The sequence below is a fragment of the Achromobacter aegrifaciens genome (assembly GCF_902859735.1).
Lineage (GTDB): Bacteria > Pseudomonadota > Gammaproteobacteria > Burkholderiales > Burkholderiaceae_B > Achromobacter > Achromobacter aegrifaciens.
This window is the reverse complement of the sequence record NZ_CADIJY010000004.1, coordinates 336517-356411: the sequence shown is the minus strand read 5'-3', so window position 1 is coordinate 356411 and position 19895 is coordinate 336517. Positions and strand designations below refer to the sequence as shown.

17 protein-coding genes are annotated in these 19895 nt (G+C 67.5%); 9 read left to right on the top strand and 8 right to left on the bottom strand.

Annotated features, from left to right (window positions below; all coding sequences use genetic code 11):
- Positions 1–31 precede the first annotated feature (31 nt).
- From HV766_RS14655 to HV766_RS14640, 4 genes are read left to right on the top strand one after another with little or no spacing between them, the layout of a single operon-like run.
- Positions 32–826: an ABC transporter ATP-binding protein gene (locus HV766_RS14655; RefSeq protein ID WP_054456135.1), complete on the top strand. Its 795-nt coding sequence runs from the start codon at positions 32–34 to the stop codon at positions 824–826.
- Positions 823–2682, top strand: coding sequence for an AMP-dependent synthetase/ligase (locus tag HV766_RS14650; RefSeq protein ID WP_175162169.1), 1860 nt, complete (start codon positions 823–825; stop codon positions 2680–2682). The genes HV766_RS14655 and HV766_RS14650 overlap by 4 nt, the downstream gene beginning before the upstream one ends.
- Positions 2679–3833: a thiolase family protein gene (locus HV766_RS14645; protein ID WP_054456139.1), complete on the top strand. Its 1155-nt coding sequence runs from the start codon at positions 2679–2681 to the stop codon at positions 3831–3833. The genes HV766_RS14650 and HV766_RS14645 overlap by 4 nt, the downstream gene beginning before the upstream one ends.
- Before the next feature lie 6 nt (positions 3834–3839).
- Positions 3840–4475: a TetR/AcrR family transcriptional regulator gene (locus HV766_RS14640; protein WP_376784718.1), complete on the top strand. Its 636-nt coding sequence runs from the start codon at positions 3840–3842 to the stop codon at positions 4473–4475.
- A gap of 21 nt (positions 4476–4496) precedes the next feature.
- Here HV766_RS14640 and HV766_RS14635 read toward each other — a convergent pair whose 3' ends face one another.
- From HV766_RS14635 to prfB, 4 genes are all read right to left on the bottom strand, one after another.
- A complete protein-coding gene (locus tag HV766_RS14635) occupies positions 4497–4817 on the bottom strand; it encodes a preprotein translocase subunit TatB (RefSeq protein ID WP_054456143.1) in 321 nt (106 codons plus the stop codon).
- Positions 4818–4832: 15 nt separating this feature from the next.
- Positions 4833–6356 carry a lysine--tRNA ligase gene (gene lysS / locus HV766_RS14630; protein ID WP_054456145.1) on the bottom strand — a complete coding sequence of 508 codons (1524 nt, stop codon included), beginning with the start codon at positions 6354–6356 and terminating at the stop codon, positions 4833–4835.
- A 10-nt stretch (positions 6357–6366) separates the two neighbouring features.
- A complete protein-coding gene (locus tag HV766_RS14625) occupies positions 6367–7122 on the bottom strand; it encodes an SDR family oxidoreductase (protein WP_119451232.1) in 756 nt (251 codons plus the stop codon).
- A 41-nt stretch (positions 7123–7163) separates the two neighbouring features.
- Positions 7164–8268, bottom strand: a protein-coding gene (prfB, locus tag HV766_RS14620; RefSeq protein ID WP_119451233.1) for a peptide chain release factor 2 whose coding sequence is annotated in 2 segments (ribosomal slippage) — positions 7164–8186 and positions 8188–8268 — 1104 coding nt in all. Because the reading frame shifts where the segments join, the coding sequence is not laid out codon by codon here.
- A gap of 257 nt (positions 8269–8525) precedes the next feature.
- On the opposite strand from prfB, the gene HV766_RS14615 reads away from it, so the two are divergent.
- Complete coding sequence (locus tag HV766_RS14615) at positions 8526–9836, top strand: MFS transporter (RefSeq protein WP_125470689.1); 1311 nt, start codon at positions 8526–8528, stop codon at positions 9834–9836.
- A 92-nt stretch (positions 9837–9928) separates the two neighbouring features.
- Here the strand turns inward: HV766_RS14615 and recJ are convergent, their stop codons facing one another.
- Both recJ and HV766_RS14605 read right to left on the bottom strand, forming a co-directional pair.
- Complete coding sequence (gene recJ / locus HV766_RS14610) at positions 9929–11629, bottom strand: single-stranded-DNA-specific exonuclease RecJ (protein ID WP_119451235.1); 1701 nt, start codon at positions 11627–11629, stop codon at positions 9929–9931.
- Positions 11611–12555: a hypothetical protein gene (locus HV766_RS14605; protein ID WP_175181407.1), complete on the bottom strand. Its 945-nt coding sequence runs from the start codon at positions 12553–12555 to the stop codon at positions 11611–11613. Before HV766_RS14605 ends, recJ begins: the two co-directional genes overlap by 19 nt.
- Positions 12556–12733: 178 nt before the next feature.
- Between HV766_RS14605 and HV766_RS14600 the strand changes: the two genes are divergently transcribed.
- Genes HV766_RS14600 through HV766_RS14590 form a run of 3 tightly spaced genes read left to right on the top strand, consistent with a single transcriptional unit; the run spans position 12734 to position 15507 of the window.
- Positions 12734–13966, top strand: coding sequence for a lipoprotein-releasing ABC transporter permease subunit (locus tag HV766_RS14600; protein WP_233564600.1), 1233 nt, complete (start codon positions 12734–12736; stop codon positions 13964–13966).
- Entirely contained in the window at positions 13959–14648 is a 690-nt protein-coding gene (locus HV766_RS14595; protein ID WP_054456159.1) for an ABC transporter ATP-binding protein, read from the top strand. The genes HV766_RS14600 and HV766_RS14595 overlap by 8 nt, the downstream gene beginning before the upstream one ends.
- Positions 14649–14688: 40 nt before the next feature.
- Positions 14689–15507, top strand: coding sequence for a TatD family hydrolase (locus tag HV766_RS14590; protein WP_054456160.1), 819 nt, complete (start codon positions 14689–14691; stop codon positions 15505–15507).
- A 12-nt stretch (positions 15508–15519) separates the two neighbouring features.
- On the opposite strand, the gene HV766_RS14585 is transcribed toward HV766_RS14590, so the two are convergent.
- Together HV766_RS14585 and HV766_RS14580 are read right to left on the bottom strand one after the other, a co-directional pair.
- Positions 15520–16911, bottom strand: coding sequence for a sensor histidine kinase (locus HV766_RS14585; RefSeq protein ID WP_054456162.1), 1392 nt, complete (start codon positions 16909–16911; stop codon positions 15520–15522).
- Positions 16911–17624, bottom strand: a complete 714-nt coding sequence (locus tag HV766_RS14580; protein WP_054456165.1) for a response regulator transcription factor — start codon at positions 17622–17624, stop codon at positions 16911–16913. The genes HV766_RS14585 and HV766_RS14580 overlap by 1 nt, the downstream gene beginning before the upstream one ends.
- Before the next feature lie 212 nt (positions 17625–17836).
- Between HV766_RS14580 and HV766_RS14575 the strand changes: the two genes are divergently transcribed.
- Positions 17837–19855: a ligand-gated channel protein gene (locus HV766_RS14575; RefSeq protein ID WP_119451239.1), complete on the top strand. Its 2019-nt coding sequence runs from the start codon at positions 17837–17839 to the stop codon at positions 19853–19855.
- Positions 19856–19895: the final 40 nt, after the last annotated feature.

Genomic DNA, 19895 nt, shown 5'->3' with positions numbered 1-19895 from the left:
TGACGCGCATGCCGCAGCGCCCGCAGCGGCAGTGCTCGATATCAACAATATCGAAGTCGTCTACAACAAGGCGGTGCAGGTGCTGCGCGGCTTGTCCCTGTCGGTGCCCGCCGGCAGCATCGTGGCTCTCCTGGGCAGCAATGGCGCCGGCAAGTCCACCACCCTGAAGGCCGTGTCCGGCCTGCTGGATCTGGAGGACGGTGCGCTGGTGCGCGGGCAGATCGTCTTCAACGGCGGCGACACCGCGGGCGCCAGGCCGCAGAACCTGGTGCGCGCGGGGTTGGCGCATGTGATGGAGGGACGCCGGGTGTTCGAGGACCTGACGGTCGAGGAAAACCTGGTGGCCGCGACCTATGCCTTGACGGGCAGGCCGGGGGCGAAGGTCGACTTCGACTTGGTCTACGGCTACTTTCCGCGCCTGTTCGAGCGGCGCCGCGGCCTGGCAGGCTATCTGTCGGGCGGCGAGCAGCAGATGCTGGCCATCGGCCGCGCGCTGATCGCGCAGCCCAGGCTGATGCTGCTGGACGAACCTTCGCTGGGCCTGTCGCCGATGCTGGTCGAGAACATCTTCTCCATCATCGCGCGCATCAACCACGAACAAGGGGTGTCGATGCTGCTGGTGGAGCAGAACGCCTCGGTGGCCTTGGCGGTGGCGCATTATGGCTACATCATGGAGACCGGCAAGGTGGTGATCGACGGCAGCGCCGAAAAGCTGGCGGCGGATCCCGACGTGCGGGAGTTCTATCTGGGCGTGGGCGGCACGGGCGAGGCCCGTGGCTTTCGCGACATCAAGCACTACAAGCGCCGCAAGCGCTGGCTGTCATGATGGACAAGCATATGGATACCTCCGGCGCATCGGCGCAGGCGTGGCCGGCCTTGACGCTGCCGCAGATGCTGCGCGAACAGGCCCGGCGCCAACCCGCGGCCATCGCCATCCGGCAAAAGGATTTCGGCATCTGGAAGCCCATGACCTGGGCGGAATACTGGAGCCGGGCCTGCCGCGTGGGACTGGGCCTGCGCGCCCTCGGGCTGAGCGCGGGCGGGCGGGTCGCCATCGTGTCCGAGAACCGCGTCGAATGGCTGCTGACGCAGATGGGCGCGGGCGCGGTCGGCGCGGTGGCGGTGGGCGTGTACTCCACCAGCCCGGCCGAGGAGATGGGCTACGTGCTGGAACACGCGGACGTGGAACTGGTGGTGTGCGAGGACCAGGAGCAGACCGACAAGGTGCTGCAGGTGGCGGACCGGCTGCCCCTTTTGCGCCGCATCGTCATGATGGAGACCAAGGGCCTGCGCTCCTATGCGCCGGCCGAGCGCGAGCGCATCGTGACCTACGCCGAGATCGAGGCCGAGGGCGCGCGGCGCGAGGCGGCGGAACTCGCCGCGTTGAACGCGGCGCTGGACGGCCAGCGGCTGGACGATACCGGCCTCATGATCTACACGTCCGGTTCCACCGGCAAGCCCAAGGGCGCGATGCTGAGCTACGGCAACATGCGCGGCGTGGCGCCGGGCATTGCCGACCGCCTGGCGATGGACGGCGGCAGCGTGCACCTGTCCTACCTGCCGCTATGTCACGTGGCCGAGCAGATGCTGTCCACCTTCGTGCCCATCTATCTGGGCGCGCAGGTGAACTTTGGCGAATCGATACGCACGGTGCAGGAAGATTTGCGCGAAGTCGCGCCGACGATCTTCCTGGGCGTGCCGCGCATCTGGGAAAAACTGCACGCCGCCATTTCGATCAAGATGCAGGAGGCCGGGCGTTTGCAGCAATGGCTTTACGGACGCGCGTTGGCCGCCTGCACGCCGTTCCTGGAAAAGTCCCCCGCGCAGTACACGTTGCGCGAGCGCTGGACGCGCTGGCTCTGGTACTGGCTGGTGCTGCGCGCCCTGCAGAACTTCATCGGGCTGCGGCGGGTGCGCGTGGCCATGACCGGCGCGGCGCCGATCTCGCCGGACGTTGTGCGCTACTTCCGCACGCTGGGCGTGCCGCTGATCGAGGTCTATGGGCTGACGGAGTCCGCCGGCATGATCTTCGGCCAGCATCCGGACCGCGTAAAGGTGGGCACCGTGGGCGAACCCATCCTGGGCGTGGAATGGCGCATGGGCGAGGCCGGCGAGCTGCTGGTGCGCGGCGATATGGTGTTCCAGGGCTATTACAAGAATCCGGAAGCCACCGCCAGCACCGTGCGCGACGGCTGGCTGTATACGGGCGATGTGGTGGCCGAAGACGCGGGGCGCGTGCGCATCGTGGACCGCCTGAAGGACATCATGATCACGGCGGGCGGCAAGAACCTGACGCCCTCCGAGATCGAGAACGCGGTCAAGGGCAGCCCTTACGTCAAGGAATGCATCGTGATCGCGGACGGCAGGAAGTACGTGTCCGCGCTGATCCAGCTGGAGTTCGACACGGTGGGCAAATGGGCCGAGTCGCGCCGCATCGCCTTCACGCATTTCCGCTCGCTGGCCGAATGCGCGCAGGTGCGCGAACTGGTGCAGCAGGAAGTCGCGCGCGCCAACGCCGGCCTGGCGCCGGTGGCGCAGATCAAGCGCTTCCATCTGCTGACCAAGGAGCTGGATCACGACGATGGCGAAGTGACCGCGACCATGAAGGTCAGGCGCGCCAGCATCTACCGCAGCTACGCGGATGAGATCGAAGCGCTCTACGTTGAGGAGACGACGGCATGAACGAAGCCGTGATCGTGGAGGCCGTGCGCACCCCTTTCGGGCGGCGCGGCGGATGGTGGGCGGATACCAGGCCGGATACGCTGCTGGCCGAGACGGTGTCCGGCCTGCTGGCGCGAGCCGGACTGCCGGGGGCCCAGGTCGAGGACCTGATCGCGGGCTGCGTCAGCCAGGCGGGCGAGCAGGGCGCCAACATCGGCAGGCTGGCCGCCATGCTTGCTGGCCTGCCTGAGAGCGTGCCGGGCGTGGCCCTGAATCGCATGTGCGGATCCAGCCAGCAGGCGGTGCATTTCGGCGCGCAAGCCATCGCCGCGGGCGACATGCGCTACGTGGTCGCAGGCGGCGTGGAGAGCATGAGCCGGGTGCCGATGTTCCTGGACGTGACGCTGGGCCAGGGCGAGTTCCGCGGCTTCGAAGGCTTGAACCCGGCCCTGCTGGAGCGCTATCCATTGATCCACCAGATCGAGAGCGCGGAGCGGATCGCAGAACGTTGGCAGCTGTCCCAGGCAGAGATGGACGAATGGGCAAGGGAAAGCCACGCGCGCGCCTGGAGCGCCGCGCAGGCCGGCCGCCACGCCGAGCTGCTGCCGGGGCCGCGGGCCGATGCCGGGCGTGACGAAGGCATACGCGAGAAAACCGACCCCGCCCGCATGGCCGCCATGGCGCCTGCCTTGCGGCCGCCAGGCCAGGGTGGCGTCACGGCCGCCAACGCCAGCCAGTTGGCGGACGGGGCGTCCGCGGTGCTGCTGGCCGACCGAGATGCGGCGCTGGCCGATGGCTTGCGACCCCGCGCGCGCTTCCTGGCGCGGGTGGTGGTGGGATCGGATCCGGTGCTGCAATTGACGGGCGTGATCCCGGCGGCGCGGCAGGCGCTGGCGCGCGCCGGCCTGAGCCTGGAAGACATCGACTGGATCGAGATCAACGAAGCCTTCGCCAGCGTGGTGCTGGCCTGGCAGCGTGAACTGGGCGCCAATCTGTCGCGCGTCAATCCCTGGGGCGGGGCGATCGCGCATGGGCATCCACTGGGGGCGACGGGAGCCGGCCTGATGGCCAAGATGCTGACGGGTTTGGAAGCCACCGAAGGCGAGTTGGGCATGCAGCTGATGTGCATCGGCCACGGCATGGCCACGGCGACCATCATCCAGAGGCTGTGACCGGACATGGAGAAACTGCGGGAGGCCGCGCAAGGGCGGGACGAGGGTTCGGAGTCCGAACGCCGGCGCGAGGTGATCCTGACGGCCGGACAGCTGTTCTGCAAGCACGGCTATGAACGCACCACCGTGCGCGAGCTGGCGCGGGCGGTGGGTCTGCAGTCCGGCAGCCTGTTCCATCATTTCCGCAGCAAGGAGGAGATCCTGGTGGCGGTGATGAACAACGGCATCCAGGAAGTGATAGACGACGGCGAACGGGCGCTGGCGCGCTACCGGGCGCCGGCTGACCGGCTGGCGGCGCTGTTCCGCGTGCATATGTGGAGCATGCTGCACGGCGCGGGCGGCGACGCGATGAACGCGCTGGTCTATGAATGGCGCAGCCTGTCCGCGTCCAGCCGCGCGGCCGTGAAATCGCTGAGCGACCACTATGAGGAGATGTGGCAGGACGCGGTGGCGGCAGCGGTCGCGGCGGGGCTGCTGCAAGGCGATGCGCGCGTCATCAAGCGCTGCGTGCTGGGCGCCATGAACCTGACGGTGCAGTGGTACAAGCCGGACGGCCGCTTGCCGCCCGCCGAATTCATCGATGCGATGTTGCAGGCCTCGCTGCCGTCGTTGCCGGCGGGCGCCGGCAAGTGGCCCGAATAGGCGCGCGGCAGGGGCGGGCGTTCAGCCCCGGCGCTTGAGGAACGCGCCTACGGCGCAGACGACGGCCAGCGCCAGCAGCGTGCCCGCCACGGGCAGCAGGAAATCCACCTGCCCGTGATAGCCGCCGCCGGTTACGCCGCCGGCCACGCCGCCCGCCCACAACAGGAAGGTCATGAGCGAAGCCGCCACCGACAGCGCCGCGGCGATACACAGCGCGATGAACGCCGGCCGACGCGGCCGCGCCGCCGGATAGGGGGAATAGGGCGAGCCGCTGCGGGGCTGTTTGATCCAGTAGACCAGCCCCGCCACGACCAGCAGCAGCATCAGGATCTTGAAGATCATGATGCCAGCGCCCGTTTAGTCTTCACGGCGCAGGTGCGGGAAGAGGATGACGTCGCGGATGCTGGGGCTGTCGGTCAGCAGCATGACCAGGCGGTCGATGCCGATACCGCAGCCGCCCGTCGGAGGCATGCCGTATTCCAGGGCGCGGATGTAGTCCGCGTCGTAGAACATGGCTTCCTCGTCGCCCGCGTCCTTGGCTTCGACCTGCGAGCGGAAACGCTCGGCCTGGTCTTCGGGATCGTTCAGCTCCGAGAAGCCGTTGGCGATTTCGCGGCCGGTCATGAAGAGCTCGAAGCGCTCGGTGATGCCCTCGCGGGTATCGGAGGCGCGCGCCAGCGGCGAGACTTCCACCGGGTAGTCGATGATGTAGGTGGGGTTCCAGAGCTTGGCTTCGGCGGTCTCTTCGAACAGCGCCAGCTGCAGCGCGCCCAGGCCGGCGCGCGACAGCACCGGGCCGTCGGCGTCGGCGCCCAGCTTCTTGAGTTCCGCGCGCACGAAGGCTGGATCGTCCAGTTGCGCCTGGGTGTAGCCCGGCGCGTACTTGAGGATGGCTTCGCAGATGGTCAGGCGGTCGAACGGCTTGGACAGGTCCAGTTCGCGTTCCTGGTAGGTCAGCACGGCGCTGCCGGTGGCCGAGATGGCGGCCTGGCGGATCAGCTCTTCGGTGAAGTCCATGAGCCAGCGGTATTCCGCGAAGGCCGCATAGAACTCCATCATGGTGAATTCAGGGTTGTGGCGCGGGCTCACGCCCTCGTTGCGGAAGTTGCGGTTGACTTCGAACACGCGTTCGAAGCCGCCCACGATCAGGCGCTTGAGGTAGAGCTCGGGCGCGATGCGCAGGTACATTTCCATGTCCAGCGCATTGTGGTGCGTGACGAAGGGCTTGGCCGCCGCGCCGCCCGGGATCGGGTGCAGCATCGGGGTTTCCACTTCAAGAAAGCCCGCGTTCAGCATGAACTGGCGGATGCTGCCCACGGCCTTGCTGCGCGCCTCGAACGTGCGGCGCGTGGCGTCCGTCATGATGAGGTCGACGTAGCGCTGGCGGTAGCGCAGTTCCTGGTCGGCCACGCCGTGGAACTTGTCCGGCAGCGGGCGCAGCGACTTGGACAGCAGGCGCGCGCTGGCGGCGTGCACCGACAGTTCGCCCTTGTTGGTCTTGAAGACCGACCCTTCGATCGCGATGATGTCGCCGATGTCCCATTGCTTGAACGCGGCGTAGCTGTCTTCGCCCAGGGTGCCGCGGTCCAGGTAGATCTGGATGCGGCCGGTGCTGTCCTGCAGCGTGGCGAAGCTGGCCTTGCCCATGACGCGCTTGAGCATCATGCGGCCCGCGACCTTGACGGTGACGGGGTTGGCGGCCAGGGCTTCCTGCTCTTGGCCGTCGTACTTGTCGTGCAAGGCGGCGGCGCGGGCGTCGGGAACGAAATCGTTGGGGTACGCGACCCCGGCTTCACGCAGTTTGGCCAGCTTGGCGCGCCGTTCGGCGATCAAGCGGTTTTCATCCTGGGCGGGCGCCGGAGTGGTCGAGTGGTCGGTCATGGTCGGGGAATCAGTCGTAATTGCGGATGTCGTCGATCTCGGTCGTGCCGAAATCTTCGCGATCCAGGTAGGCGAGGATGCGGGAGGCCACGTTGGCGGGCGAGGACAGCTTGCCGGTCGCGTGGAACTCCTGGAACTTGGCCAGCGCCGGGAAGCTTTCCGGATCGCTGGAACGGATGGCGACCTGCATGTCGGTGTCGACGATGCCGGGGGCCAGCGCGACGATGCGCGCGCCGTCGGCGCCTTGCTCGGCCTTGACCACGCGCGAGTACATGTCGAGCGCGGCCTTGGTGGCGCAGTAGACGCCCCAGCCGGCGTTCGGGTTGCGGCCCGCGCCGGAGGAGATGTTGAGCACGCGGCGGTCGGCCTTGAGGTCTTCGACCGCGGCCAGGAAGCGTGCGGTGAGCAGCATGACGGCGCTGACGTTCAGGTTGAAGGCGGCGGTGATGGCCGCGCCGTCGACCAGCGCGTCGGTGCCGGCAATGGGGTGCACCGTGCCGGCGTTGTTGATCAGCAGATAGCGGCTGGCATCGCGCGGCAGCGACGCGCAGATGCGCTGCGCCGCCGCTTCAACGGCGTTCAGGTCCGAGAGGTCCACGGACAGCTGTTCCAGCTGCGCATCCTGCGAACGCGCATAGGCGGCCAGCTCGGGATCTTCCCGGCGCGCCAGGGTGATCAGGCGGGTGCCCGGTTTGGCCAGGCCGCGCGCCATGGCGGCGCCGATGCCGCGCGATGCGCCGGTGAGAATTGCAATGGTGTCGGACATTCGTGAACCTCTGGATGCGTTGAGGGGGAGTATCGCGAAACTTAGATGCCTTGCTTCAGGCTGGCCTGGATGAAGGGATCCAGGTCGCCGTCCAGCACTTTCTGCGTGTTGGAAATTTCAACGTTGGTGCGCAGGTCCTTGATGCGGCTCTGGTCCAGCACATAGGAACGGATCTGATGGCCCCAGCCCACGTCGGTCTTGGAGTCTTCCAGCTTCTGCTGCTCGGCCATGCGGTTGCGCATCTCGAGTTCGTAGAGCTTGGACTTCAGCATCTGCATGGCTTCGGCGCGGTTGCGGTGCTGCGAACGGTCGTTCTGGCACTGCACCACGATGCCGGTGGGCATGTGGGTCAGACGCACCGCCGAGTCGGTCTTGTTGATGTGCTGGCCGCCCGCGCCGGACGCGCGGTAGGTGTCCACGCGCAGGTCGGCGGGGTTCACTTCGACTTCGAAGGATTCGTCGACTTCCGGGTAGACGAAGACGCTGGCGAACGAGGTGTGGCGGCCGCCCGAGGAGTCGAACGGGCTCTTGCGCACCAGGCGGTGCACGCCGGTTTCGGTGCGCAGGTAGCCGAAGGCGTACTCGCCTTCGATCTTGATGGTGGCGGACTTCAGGCCCGCCACGTCGCCTTCGGATTCTTCCAGCACTTCGGCCTTGAAGCCCTTGCGCTCGGCGTACTTCAGGTACTGGCGCAGCAGCATGGAGGCCCAGTCCTGCGCTTCCGTGCCGCCGGCGCCGGCCTGGATGTCCAGGAAGCAATTCAGCGGATCGGCCGGATTGGAGAACATGCGGCGGAATTCCAGCGCTTCCAGCTTTTCCTGGAAGGCGTCGGCGTCCTGCTCGATGGATTCGAGGGTGGCGTCGTCGTCGTCGGAGGCGGCCATTTCGAACAGTTCGTTCGAGTCGGACAGGCCTGTGCCCAGCGCCGTGAGCGTTTCCACCACGTCTTCGAGGGCTTTCTTTTCACGGCCCAGGTCCTGGGCGTGCTTGGGGTCGTTCCAGACCGCCGGATCTTCGAGCTCGGCGTTTACGACTTGCAGGCGTTCAGCTTTGGCATCGTAGTCAAAGATACCTCCGTAGAGCCTGTTCGCGCTCCGCGTAATCGGCGAGGCGGGCTGCGAGCTGGTTCTGACGTTCGGCTTCCATGATGATCCTGTCCTGATGACTTTTGTGCGAAACCAAACATTTTACCGTGCTTGGGCCAAGTGCGCGGCCGCGTTGGCGGGAAGGGGGACGGATCGCGAGCAGGCGGTTTCCCGGCGTGGACCCCAAGTTGTTCAGTTTTTTGTCAAGTCAGGGGTTCTAGGCTGCGTATAAGCGGTCCAGCCGTTCCTGATCGGGATGACCGGGCCGTAAAGGCGCCGGCGCAGCCGGCCTATCCCGACAGAGGAATGGAGACATAGATGGAAAATGCGATGGCCCCCGGGGTTTCGCCGGCGATCCCGGCGTCTGAGGAAGACCGGATCTACCGCAAGGTAGGCTGGCGGCTGGTGCCGCTGCTGGTGGTTTGCTACGTCGTGGCCTACCTGGACCGCGTGAACGTGGGTTTTGCCAAGCTGCAGATGCTGCAGGAGCTTCAGTTCAGCGAGACCGTGTACGGGCTGGGCGCGGGCATCTTCTTCATCGGCTACTTCATTTTCGAAATTCCCAGCAACATCATCCTGCACAAGGTGGGGGCGCGGATCTGGATCGCGCGCATCATGATCACCTGGGGGATCATCTCCGCCTGCATGATGTTCGTGACCAGCGTGCACATGTTCTACATCCTGCGCTTCCTGCTGGGCGCGGCCGAGGCCGGATTCTTTCCGGGCATCATCCTGTACCTGACCTACTGGTACCCCGCGGCGCGGCGCGGCCGCATCACGACCTTCTTCATGACCGCGGTGCCCATGTCCGGGCTGATCGGCGGGCCGATCTCCGGCTGGATCATGAGCACGTTCCATGGCGACCATGGCCTGTCGGGCTGGCAATGGCTGTTCCTGCTGGAGGGCATACCGTCGGTGCTGATCGGCGTGCTGGTGCTGATTTATCTGGATGACCGCATCAATAAGGCCAAATGGCTGACCGCCACGGAAAAGGCGGTGCTGATCCGCAATATCGCGGCCGAGGAACAGCAGAAGGAAGACCCGCCGATCCGCGCCGCGCTGGCCAAGCCGCGCGTCTGGGCGATGTCGCTGATCTACTTCTCGTTCGTGATGGGGCTTTACGGCGTGGGCTTCTGGATGCCGACCCTGATCAAGGGCACAGGGGTGCAGAGCCCGCTGGCCATCGGTCTGCTGACGGCGGTTCCCAACCTGTTCGCCGTGATCGGCATGATCCTGATTTCGCGCAACTCGGACCGCCACCGCGAACGCCGCTGGCACGTCGCGCTGCCCGCGCTGTTTGGCGCGCTGGGCCTGCTGTTGTCGGCGGTCTGGAGCGGCAATACCGTGCTGGCGATCGCTGCGCTGACGGTGGCGAACATCGGCATCTGCACGGTGCTGCCGCTGTTCTGGAGCCTGCCCACCGCCTTGCTCGGCGGCACGGCGGCCGCGGCTGGCATCGCGCTCATCAATTCGGTGGGTAATCTGGCGGGTTTCGTCAGCCCGTACCTGGTGGGTTGGCTGAAGGACATGACCGGCACCACCAATACCGGCCTCTACATGCTGTCGGGCTGCCTGGTGGTGGGGGCGCTGGTGGCCCTGGCGCAGCCGGCGAAGCTGGTGAACAAGTAGGAGGGAGCGCGCGGCCTGAGACGAGAGTTCAGGCGCCCGCCGCGCGCAACCCTACGCGGGTCGCGGCGGGCCCGCTTACATGGCGGGCCTTGTTAGCCCGCGTGCTCGATCACCAACTGCACCGACACCATCCCGTTCCACACGTTCTGCTCCAGCCGGTATGCCGCCTGGATGTGTTCGGGCAGCGACTGGTCGTGGCCGAACCAGATCGCGTCGAAGCGCTGGTGGCCGCGCTCCAGCGATAGTTTCAGGTGCTTTTCCCCAACCAGGCGCTGGTTGCGCACCACGAACTCGTCCAGGAACAGCGGCGCGGCGAAGCCGGCGCCCCAGACCTGCTGCTGCAGCATGCCGGCCACGTCGGCGTTGGCGTAGCCGGTGTCCAGCGAGCCGTCGGTCTCGATCACCGGCTCGAAGGTGTCGCGGCCCGTCAGCTCGCGCACGGCGGCGTCGAACGCGGGGGCGAAGGCCGCGAAGTCGTTGCGGCCCAGCGTCAGGCCGGCCGCCATGGCGTGGCCGCCGAACTTGCGGATCAGGTTGGGATGGCGCTTGGACACCAGGTCCAGCGCGTCGCGCAGGTGCACGTCGGGAATGGAGCGGCCGGAGCCGCGGATTTCATCGTCGCCGGCGGGCGCGAAGGCCAGCGTGGGGCGCCAGAATTTTTCCTTCAGGCGCGAGGCCACCAGGCCTACCACGCCTTGGTGCCAGCCCGGATCGAACACGCAGACCGTAGCGCCGGCGGCAGCGTTCGGCTCTTCCATGGCGGCCAGCGCCTGTTCGCGCATTTCGGCTTCGATGGTGCGGCGCTCGCGGTTGATGTTGTCGAGCTCGCGGGCCATTTCCAGCGCCTGCGCCTCGTCGTCCGTGGTCAGGCAGGCGATGCCCAGGCTCATGTCGGCCAGGCGGCCGGCCGCATTGATGCGCGGGCCGAGCGCAAAGCCCAGGTCGAAGCCATTGGCTGCGCGCGGCTCGCGTCCGGCCACGGCGAACAGCGCGCGCAGCCCGGGTTGCAGGCGGCCTGCGCGCATGCGTTGCAGCCCTTGGGTGACCAGCAGGCGGTTGTTCGCGTCCAGCTTGACCACGTCGGCCACGGTGCCCAGGGCCACCAGGTCGGACAGCGCGTCCAGGCGCGGGCCGCCATCGGCCGCGTAGACGCCGCGGCGGCGCAGTTCGGCGCGCAGCGCCAGCATCATGTAGAAAATGACGCCCACGCCCGCCAGGTTCTTGGACGGAAAGCCGCAGCCCGGCTGGTTCGGGTTGACGATGGCCAGGGCCGCCGGCAGCGTGTCGCCCGGCAAGTGGTGGTCGGTGATCACCACGCCGATGCCGGCCTCATTGGCCGCGGCCACGCCGTCCACGCTGGCGATGCCGTTGTCCACGGTGATGATGATGTCGGGCTTGCCGGCGCGGTGCCGGACCGCCAGCTCGACCACGGCCGGCGACAGGCCGTACCCGGTTTCGAAGCGGTTGGGCACCAGGAAGTCCACGTCGGCGCCCATGGCGGACAGCGCGCGCAGTCCGACCGCGCAGGCGGTGGCGCCGTCGCAATCGTAGTCGGCCACGATCAGCAGCTTCTTGCCTGTCTGGATGGCGTCGGCCAGCACGCCGGCGGCGTGGTCCGAATGCGTCAGGCCGTTGGGCGGCAGCAGCGACTTCCAGGCGAGCTGGGTCTGATCGGGATGGGTGACGCCGCGGGCGGCCCACAGACGGGCCAGCAGCGGGTGGATGCCCGAGGCTTCCAGGATGCGGCAGGCTTGCAGGTCGGGCGTGCGGACGGTTAAGCGGGGTGAGACCACCAGGCGCTCCAGTTTTTCTTGGGCGCGGGCAGCAAGCCGAGCAGGCCCCCGCGCGGTTTCAGGGTGAGGGCGACCTTGCGGTCGTCGCCCAGCAGCAGCAGTTCGGCGGGCGCGGCCGGCAGGCCTTGCTTGCCGGCCAGCGGGCGCAGATGCTGTGCGTCCAGCGCGGCCAGGGCGTCCAGCCAGGCGGCCCAGTCGCCGGCCCGCTGGGGGGCGTCCAGGTTGCTGTAAACCTGCGCCGGGGCCGGCTGGGACTGCGTCCAAGGTTTGCCGCCGCCATACAGCCACAGCGCATTGACCGGAGGCAGGCCGCGCGCCGCGCGGGCGTCGTTGACCGGGTGTTCGTGCCAGGCCATCTGTATTTCATTGAGCAGCCGGCGCCAAGGGCGCGCTTCCGCGTCCTGGCGCCACCAGTCGTTCAGGCGCTGTCCGGCCACGGCCAGCGGGCTGGCGGTCTGCGGCCGCAGGCCCTCCGGCAGGCGCAGGCGCCAGCGTTCGGGCGAGAGCGCTTGGACCTCGAAGCCCGTGCCTTCGAACAGGGGGCGGGCGGTGTCCAGCAGAGCAGCCGTTTCCTCGGCGCGCAGTTCCATCAGGCCGGGGTCCAGCAAGGCGGCCTGGTCCGTGCCCAGCGCCAGGTGGACCAGTTCGGCCAGCCAGACGGGGCCATCGCCGCCGGTTTGGGCGCCGGCCAGCAGCGGACCCAGTCCGGCGCCGGGCGGCAGGCCCGCTTCGGGGACGTAGCCGGCGCGGGCCAACTGCCAGGCTTCGTAGGGCGTACAGCCTTGGGCGCGCACGTCATGGGCCTGGGGCCGGGCGGCGCCGGCCTGGAGCCAGCCGTGCAGCGTGGGCGCGCGTTCGGGCAAGAGCTTGGCCAGTTCGGCGGCGACGGGAAGGGCGGGCAGGGCGCCCGGAATGACGATCAGCATGGGCGCGATTGTAGTCCGCGCGGGCCGCGGGAACTAAGCGGCGTCCGCCACTGCCATAGCTTGAAACGCCTGGTCTCGGAACCGCACATCCGCGGGGCGGAATACAGGCGGTTAATGCCATAATGCGCTCGTGCTGAAAATACCCTACGAACTATGGATAGGCGCCCGCTATGCCGGGTTGGCCCGAATCCGCCAGCGACGCGGCCGCCGCGATCGCTTCATCTCCTTCATCGCCGCCAGTTCCATGGCGGGCATTGCGCTGGGCGTTGCCGCCCTGATCGTGGTGCTATCCGTGATGAACGGCTTCCAGAAGGAAGTGCGCGACCGCATGCTGTCGGTGCTGCCGCACATCGAACTCTACATCCCCGGCGCGGCGCCGGAGCGGGTGCTGGAGAGATGGCAGGAATTCGCTTCCGCCGCCGAGAAGAATCCCGCCGTCAAGGCCGGCGCTCCGTTCGTGGCGGCGCAGGGCATGCTGGTGCGCGGGCAGGCCTTGCGCGGCGTGCAGGTGCGCGGCATCGATCCGCAGACCGAAGGCAATGTGTCGGACCTGCCGCGCCAGATGGTGTCGGGCAAGCTCGCCGACCTGAAGCCCGGCAGCTTCGGCGTGGTGCTGGGCAATGAACTGGCCGACGGCATGGGCGTGAAGCTGGGCGACACGCTCCTGATGATGGCGCCGCAAGGCTCGATCAGCCCGGCGGGCTTCACGCCGCGCATGCGCCAGTTCACCGTGGTGGGCGTGTTCTCGTCCGGCCACTATGAATACGATTCTTCGCTGGCCTTCGTCGACGACGAGGACGCCGCCCGCGTGTTCCGCGACAGCGGCACCGCCGGCGTGCGCCTGCGCATCGCCGACATGCAGCGCGCGCCGGAAGTGGCGGCCGAATTGCAGAAGGTGCTGCCGCCCTACATGATGGCCAGCGACTGGTCGCGCAACAACCGTACCTGGTTCGCGGCCGTGAAGACCGAAAAGCGCATGATGTTCCTGATCCTGGCGCTGATCGTGGCCGTGGCCGCGTTCAACCTGCTGTCGTCCCTGGTCATGGCCGTGAAGGACAAGCAGTCCGACATCGCCATCCTGCGCACGCTGGGCGCGGGACCGCGAGAAATCGCCCGCATCTTCCTGGTGCAAGGGGCGCTGATCGGCGTGATCGGCACGCTGCTGGGGGTCGCGGGCGGCATCCTCATTGCCTATAACGTGGACGTGATCGTGCCGTTCATCGAAGGGCTGCTGGGCGTGCATTTCCTGCCGCGTGAAATCTATTTCATCAGCGCCTTGCCGTCGGATCCGCAGATGGGCGACATCGTCACCATCGGCGTGACCTCCCTGGTGCTGTCGCTGCTGGCGACCCTGTACCCCAGCTGGCGCGCCTCGCGCCTGCAACCCGCACAGGTGCTGCGCCATGACTGACATGCTGACTCCCGCGCTGCAGGCCGACAACATCGTCAAGGTCTACGACGAAGGCCCTGCGCGCATCGAAGTGCTGAGCAACGTCAGCCTGACCGTGGCGCGCGGCGAAATGGTCGCCATCGTCGGCGCCTCCGGCTCCGGCAAGAGCACGCTGCTGCATATCCTGGGCCTGCTGGACGTGCCCACCAGCGGCTCGGTGTCGGTGGACGGCCAGCTTGCCGTCGGGCTGTCCGAGGCCCGCAAGAGCGCCGTGCGCAACCGCAGCCTGGGTTTCGTCTACCAGTTCCACCACCTGCTGCCGGAGTTCTCGGCGCTGGATAACGTGGCGATGCCGCTGATCGTGCGCCGCGAGAACCGCGACAAGGCGCGGCAAGCCGCGCACGAGGTCCTGGGCATGGTGGGCCTGGCCGCGCGCGAAGGTCACTTCCCGGGCCAGCTGTCCGGCGGCGAACGGCAGCGCGTGGCGCTGGCGCGCGCCCTGGTCACGCGGCCCGTCTGCGTGCTGGCCGACGAGCCCACCGGCAACCTGGACCGCCACACGGCGCACAATATGTTCGAACTGCTGACGCGGGTGAACCAGGAGTCCGGCACGGCGTTCGCCATCGTCACGCACGACCCGGAACTGGCCGCCCGCGCCGACCGCCAGCTGCTCATGGAAAACGGCCGCCTGGTTTCGGGTTAAGGCGCGCCGGGGGGATAATCCGGGCAAGGAGGTCGCGCCCATGCTGATCGATACCCATTGCCACCTGGATGCCGCCGAGTTCGACGCCGACCGCGAGCAAGTCGCCGACGGCGCCTGCCAGGCAGGCGTGCAGTCCATTGTGATTCCAGCGGTCGAACGCGCCAATTTTTCCGCGGTGCGCGAGCTGGCCGGCAAGACGGCCGGCGGCGCCTATGCGCTGGGCATCCATCCGCTATACGTCCAGCGCGCCAGCGACGCCGATCTGGAAGCGCTGCGCGCTGCCGTCAAGGATGCGCTGGGCGATCCTCGCTTCGTCGCCATCGGCGAGATCGGCCTGGATTTCTTCGTTCCCGAAATAGCCTCCGGCGAACCGCGCGAGCGCCAGGAGCGCTTCTACGCCGCGCAACTGGCGCTGGCTGCCGAGTTCGGCCTGCCGGTGCTGCTGCACGTGCGCAAGTCGCAGGACATCCTCTTGAAGTACCTGCGCCGCCATCCGCGCATCGGCGGCATTGCGCACGCCTTCAACGGCAGCGCGCAGCAGGCGCAGGCATTCATAGACCAGGGATTCGCGCTGGGCCTGGGCGGCGCCATGACCTATGAGCGCGCCTTGCAGATACGCCGCCATGCGGTAGACGTGGACCTGGCGCACCTGGTGCTGGAAACCGATGCGCCGGACATCCCTCCGGCCTGGCTGCATCCGCCGCATCGGCGCAATGCGCCTGCCGAACTGGTCCGCATCGCGGCCACGTTGGCGGAATTGCGTGGCATCACGCCGGCGCAGGTGGCCCATGCCACCACCGCCAACGCCATGCGGGTATTGCCGCGGCTGCCGGCCGCGATCCTGGCCGACGCCGACTGATCGACCCTGGCTTCAGCCGTTCAGGCGCGGCAGTTCCAGCCGCACGCTCAGCCCCTGTGGCGAAATATTGCGGGCCGACATCCTGCCCTTGTGCGCGGCCACGGCGGCCTGGGCAATCGACAGGCCCAGTCCGGCGCCGCTGCCCGGCTTGCGCGCGCCCGAGGCGGTGCGATAGAAGGGCTCGAACAGCGATTGCAGCTCTTCGGCGGCCACGCCGGGCCCATGATCCTCGATCTCCAGGCAGGCTTCGTGCGCGTTCGACAGCAGGCGCACGCGGATCGCGCTGTGCGCGGGCGCAAAGCGCAGGGCGTTGCGCAGTACGTTCTCGATGGCGCTGGCCAGGCTGCAGCGGTCGCCGACCAGGGGCACGGGCGCATGTTGGCTCCACTCTATGCGGATCTGCCGGCCGCCAGCCTCAAAGCGTGCGTCCTCGACGACGTCGGACACGAGTTCGGCCAGGTCCAGGGTGTCAGTAGGCACGGGCAGGGCGCCCAGGCGCGCAAGCCGCAAGGTGTTGCCGACCAGCGCGTCCAGGCGTTCGCATTCGAGTTCGATGCGGTCCAGCTGCAGATCCTGGCGCTCGTCCTTGCGCCGCGCGAGCTCCGCCGCCAGCCGCAGCCGTGCAAGCGGCGAACGCAGTTCGTGTGCGATGTTGTGCAGCAGCTGTTCGCGCGTGTCGACCAGCGCCTTCAGCCGGTCGGCCATGGCGTCGAAGTCGCGCGCAAGCTGGCCCAGTTCGTCCTTGCGGCGGGCCAGCTTGGCGGGCGTGTGCGCATCCAGCCGCCCCGCGGACAGGGCATGCGTGGTCTGGCGCAACTGCGCCAAGGGCGCCGTCACGTGGCGGCTCAGGGCCCAGCAGAACGGTGCGGTCACCGCCAGCGCGAACAGCACCAGGGCCAGCGCCACGGGCGACAGGGCCAGCACTTCCCAATGCGATGAATCGAACGGCAGGAACAGCAGCAGCAGTTGCGAACCATCGGGCAAGACCAGCTTTTGCGGTTCCCACCAGGAAACGCGCTCGCCGGTGGGGTCGGCGGGAAGGTAGTCGGCTTTCGGCGAACGGTCCGGCCCGGCGCGGAAATCGCTCAGCCAGTCTTCCATGCGGGCGGGCAGCCGCCGGCCCAGGATGTCCTTGTCCTGGGCGTCCATGACGTAGATCTTCAGCGCCGAGTAGCGCCGGTCCATGGCTTCGACCCAGCGTTCCAGGCCATCCACGCCCTCGCTGCGGGCGATCTGCGCAGCATCGCGCGTGAGATTGCCGGGATTCAGGCCATCCAGGGAATTGAAGCGGTACCAGGCGACCGCGGCCGTCAGCACCATGCCGCAGACCAGGATGACGGCCATCGCACCCCAGAAGGTCAGGAAGGCGCGTCCGAATAGCGAGCGGGTGGGCAGCCAGGCCATCAGTCAGCGCCCGCCAGCACGTAACCCAGGCCGCGCAGGTTGCGGATCGCCAAGGTCTCGGCGCCGCCGTCGCTGCGCAGCTTCTTGCGCAGCGAGCTGATGTGGGTGTCGATGCTGCGGTCGTAGCGGTCCGGCTTGCGGCCCAGCGCGTACAGGCCGATCTGGTCGCGCGCGACCACCTGGCCGGGCGTGCGCATGAGGATTTCCAGGATGCGCTGTTCGGCGCCAGTCAGCGGGATTTCACTGTCGCCCATCCGCAGCACGCCGGTGGCGGCGTCCAGCGACACTGCGCCCAGCGCCAGGGCGGGGCGGGCCGTGTCCGGCACTTCCTCGAAACGGCGCAGCACGGCCGTGATGCGGGCCTTGAGTTCGCGCGGACTGAAGGGCTTGGCCAGGTAATCGTCGGCGCCGAACTCCAGGCCCAGCACGCGGTCCGTCTCGCCGCCGTGGGCGGTGAACATGATGACCGGCCGGCGCGAGCGCTGGCGGTATTGCTTCAGCAGATCCAGCCCGTTGCCGTCGGGCAGCATCAGGTCCAGCAGCACCAGGTCGTAGTCGTCCTGAGCCAACAGGGCCAGGCCCTGCGTGCCGCTATGCGCCAGGGTGAGCTGGCAGTGACCGGGTTCCAGGTACTCGCGCAGCATCTGCGCAAGCTCGACATCGTCGTCAATCAGCAGGATGCGGCGAGTCGCCGGTGCGTGGGAAAAAGGCATGCGTGTCGTCGGTTCTGCATCCGGCAGTTTGGCTTATGGCCGCGGGCCGGAGTGTCAAGAAGTTCAAAGAAGATAAAAGTTGCGGAAAGCGTGTTGCTGGCTCCCGGCAGGTCCAATTCTAATATGAGAATGGTTTTCATTAATAAATACGGGGCAGGACGGACGCCGCACGCGGGGTGGGGCGCGGGCCTGGGACGGGAGAAACTGGAATCATGAGCAGCAAAGAATTGGTCGCCGGCCGGCGCGGTCCGGGTTCGCGCACGCAGTTGGCGGCAGCCCTGTGCGCGGCGGGTTTCGGCGTGGCGCAGCCCGCGTGGGCGCAGAGCGCCGACACCGCAAAGACGCTGGATACCGTGGTGGTGACGGCCTCGGGTTATGAACAGCAGATCCAGGATGCGCCGGCATCGATCAGCGTGATCACCCGCGAGGACCTGGACAAGAAGTTCTACCGCGACATCAACGACGCGCTGGTGGACGTGCCAGGCGTGATCGTCACCGGCGGCGGCGATCGCCAGGACATCAGCCTGCGTGGCATGGGCCCCAAGTACACGCTGATACTGATCGACGGCAAGCGCCAGAACTCGCGCGAGACCCGCACCAACTCGGACTCCACGGGCGTCGAAGGCGGCTGGACCCCGCCGCTTTCCGCCATCGAGCGCATCGAGGTGGTGCGCGGCCCCATGTCCTCGCTGTACGGCTCGGACGCCATGGGCGGGGTGATCAACATCATCACGCGCAAGGTGCCTTCTGAGTGGGGCGGCGAGATCCGCCTGGACACCACCATCCAGGAAAGCAACAAGTCGGGCGACATCTACCAGGGCAACTTCTACCTGTCCGGCCCGATCAAGACGGACCTGCTGGGCCTGCAGATCTACGGCCAGGCCACGCAGCGCGACGAAGACGACATCGTCGACGGCTTCCGCAAACGCAACTCGGAAAGCGTCACGGCCAAGCTGGCGCTGACGCCCAACCGCGACCACGACATCGTGCTGGAAGCGACCACCATGCGCCAGAAGCTGCACGAAACGCTGGGCAAGACGGTCGAGCCGCTGCCGCCCGGCCAGGCTTGCGGGCGCAATGGTTGCCCGGCCTCGTCCGATACCGACTACCGCAGCAACAAGTGGGCGCTGTCGCATACCGGACGCTGGGGCTGGGGCGTGTCGGACAGCTATGTGCAGCAGGAAGAGTTCGACAACCGCTCGCGCCAGATGAAGATCAAGAACCTGGACATCCAGACGAGCTGGACCTTGCCCCTGGGTTCGCACATGCTGACCCTGGGCGGCAGCTACCTGAGCCAGCGCCTGAACGACCAGACCGGCAACCAGCTGGCCAACGGCCCCAGCAAGGTGGACCGCTACCAGTGGGCCTTGTTCGCCGAAGACGAATGGCGCCTGACCGAGACCTTCGCCGTCACCACCGGCCTGCGCATGGACGAAGACGAGAACTTCGGCACGCACTTCAGCCCGCGCCTGTACGGCGTCTGGCACATGGCCGACCGCTGGACCCTGAAGGGCGGCGTGTCCACCGGTTTCCGCGCGCCCGACCTGCGCCAGACGGTGGCGGGCTGGGGCCAGGTCAGCCGCGGCGGCAATATGTACGGCAACCCGGACCTGACGCCCGAGAAGTCGGTGACCGAGGAAATCGGCATCCTGTATGACGACGGCGAAGGCTTCAACGCCGGCCTGACGATCTTCAACAACGACTTCAAGGACAAGATCACCCGCGTGGCTTGCCCGGCGACCCAGTGCACGGACGGCCCGAACCAGTTCGGTTCGGACCCGACCACCTACATGAACGTGGACAAGGCCAATTCGCGCGGCGTGGAAGCCAACCTGAAGCTGCCGCTGTCGCGCGACTGGTCCCTGACCAGCAGCTACACCTTCACCAAGTCGGAGCAGAAGTCGGGCCAGTACAAGGGCCAGCCGCTGAACCAACTGCCCAAGCACCTGTTCACCACCACGGTGAACTGGCAGGCCTCGGATGCGCTGCAGGCATGGGCGCGCCTGAACTACCGCGGCAAGGAAAGCCAGCCCATCACCGGCCCCTCGTCCTCGTCGGTGGTCGCGCCTTCCTACACGTTCGTGGACCTGGGCGGTTCGTACCAGGTGAACAAGACGGTGGCGGTGTACGCCGGCATCTACAACCTGTTCGACAAGCAGGTCACGTACGACGACTACGGTTACGTCGAGGACGGCCGCCGCTACTGGCTGGGCGTGGGCGTCAAGTTCTGAGTTTGAAAGGGCGCCTGGCGCCCGCAACATGAAGAGGTAC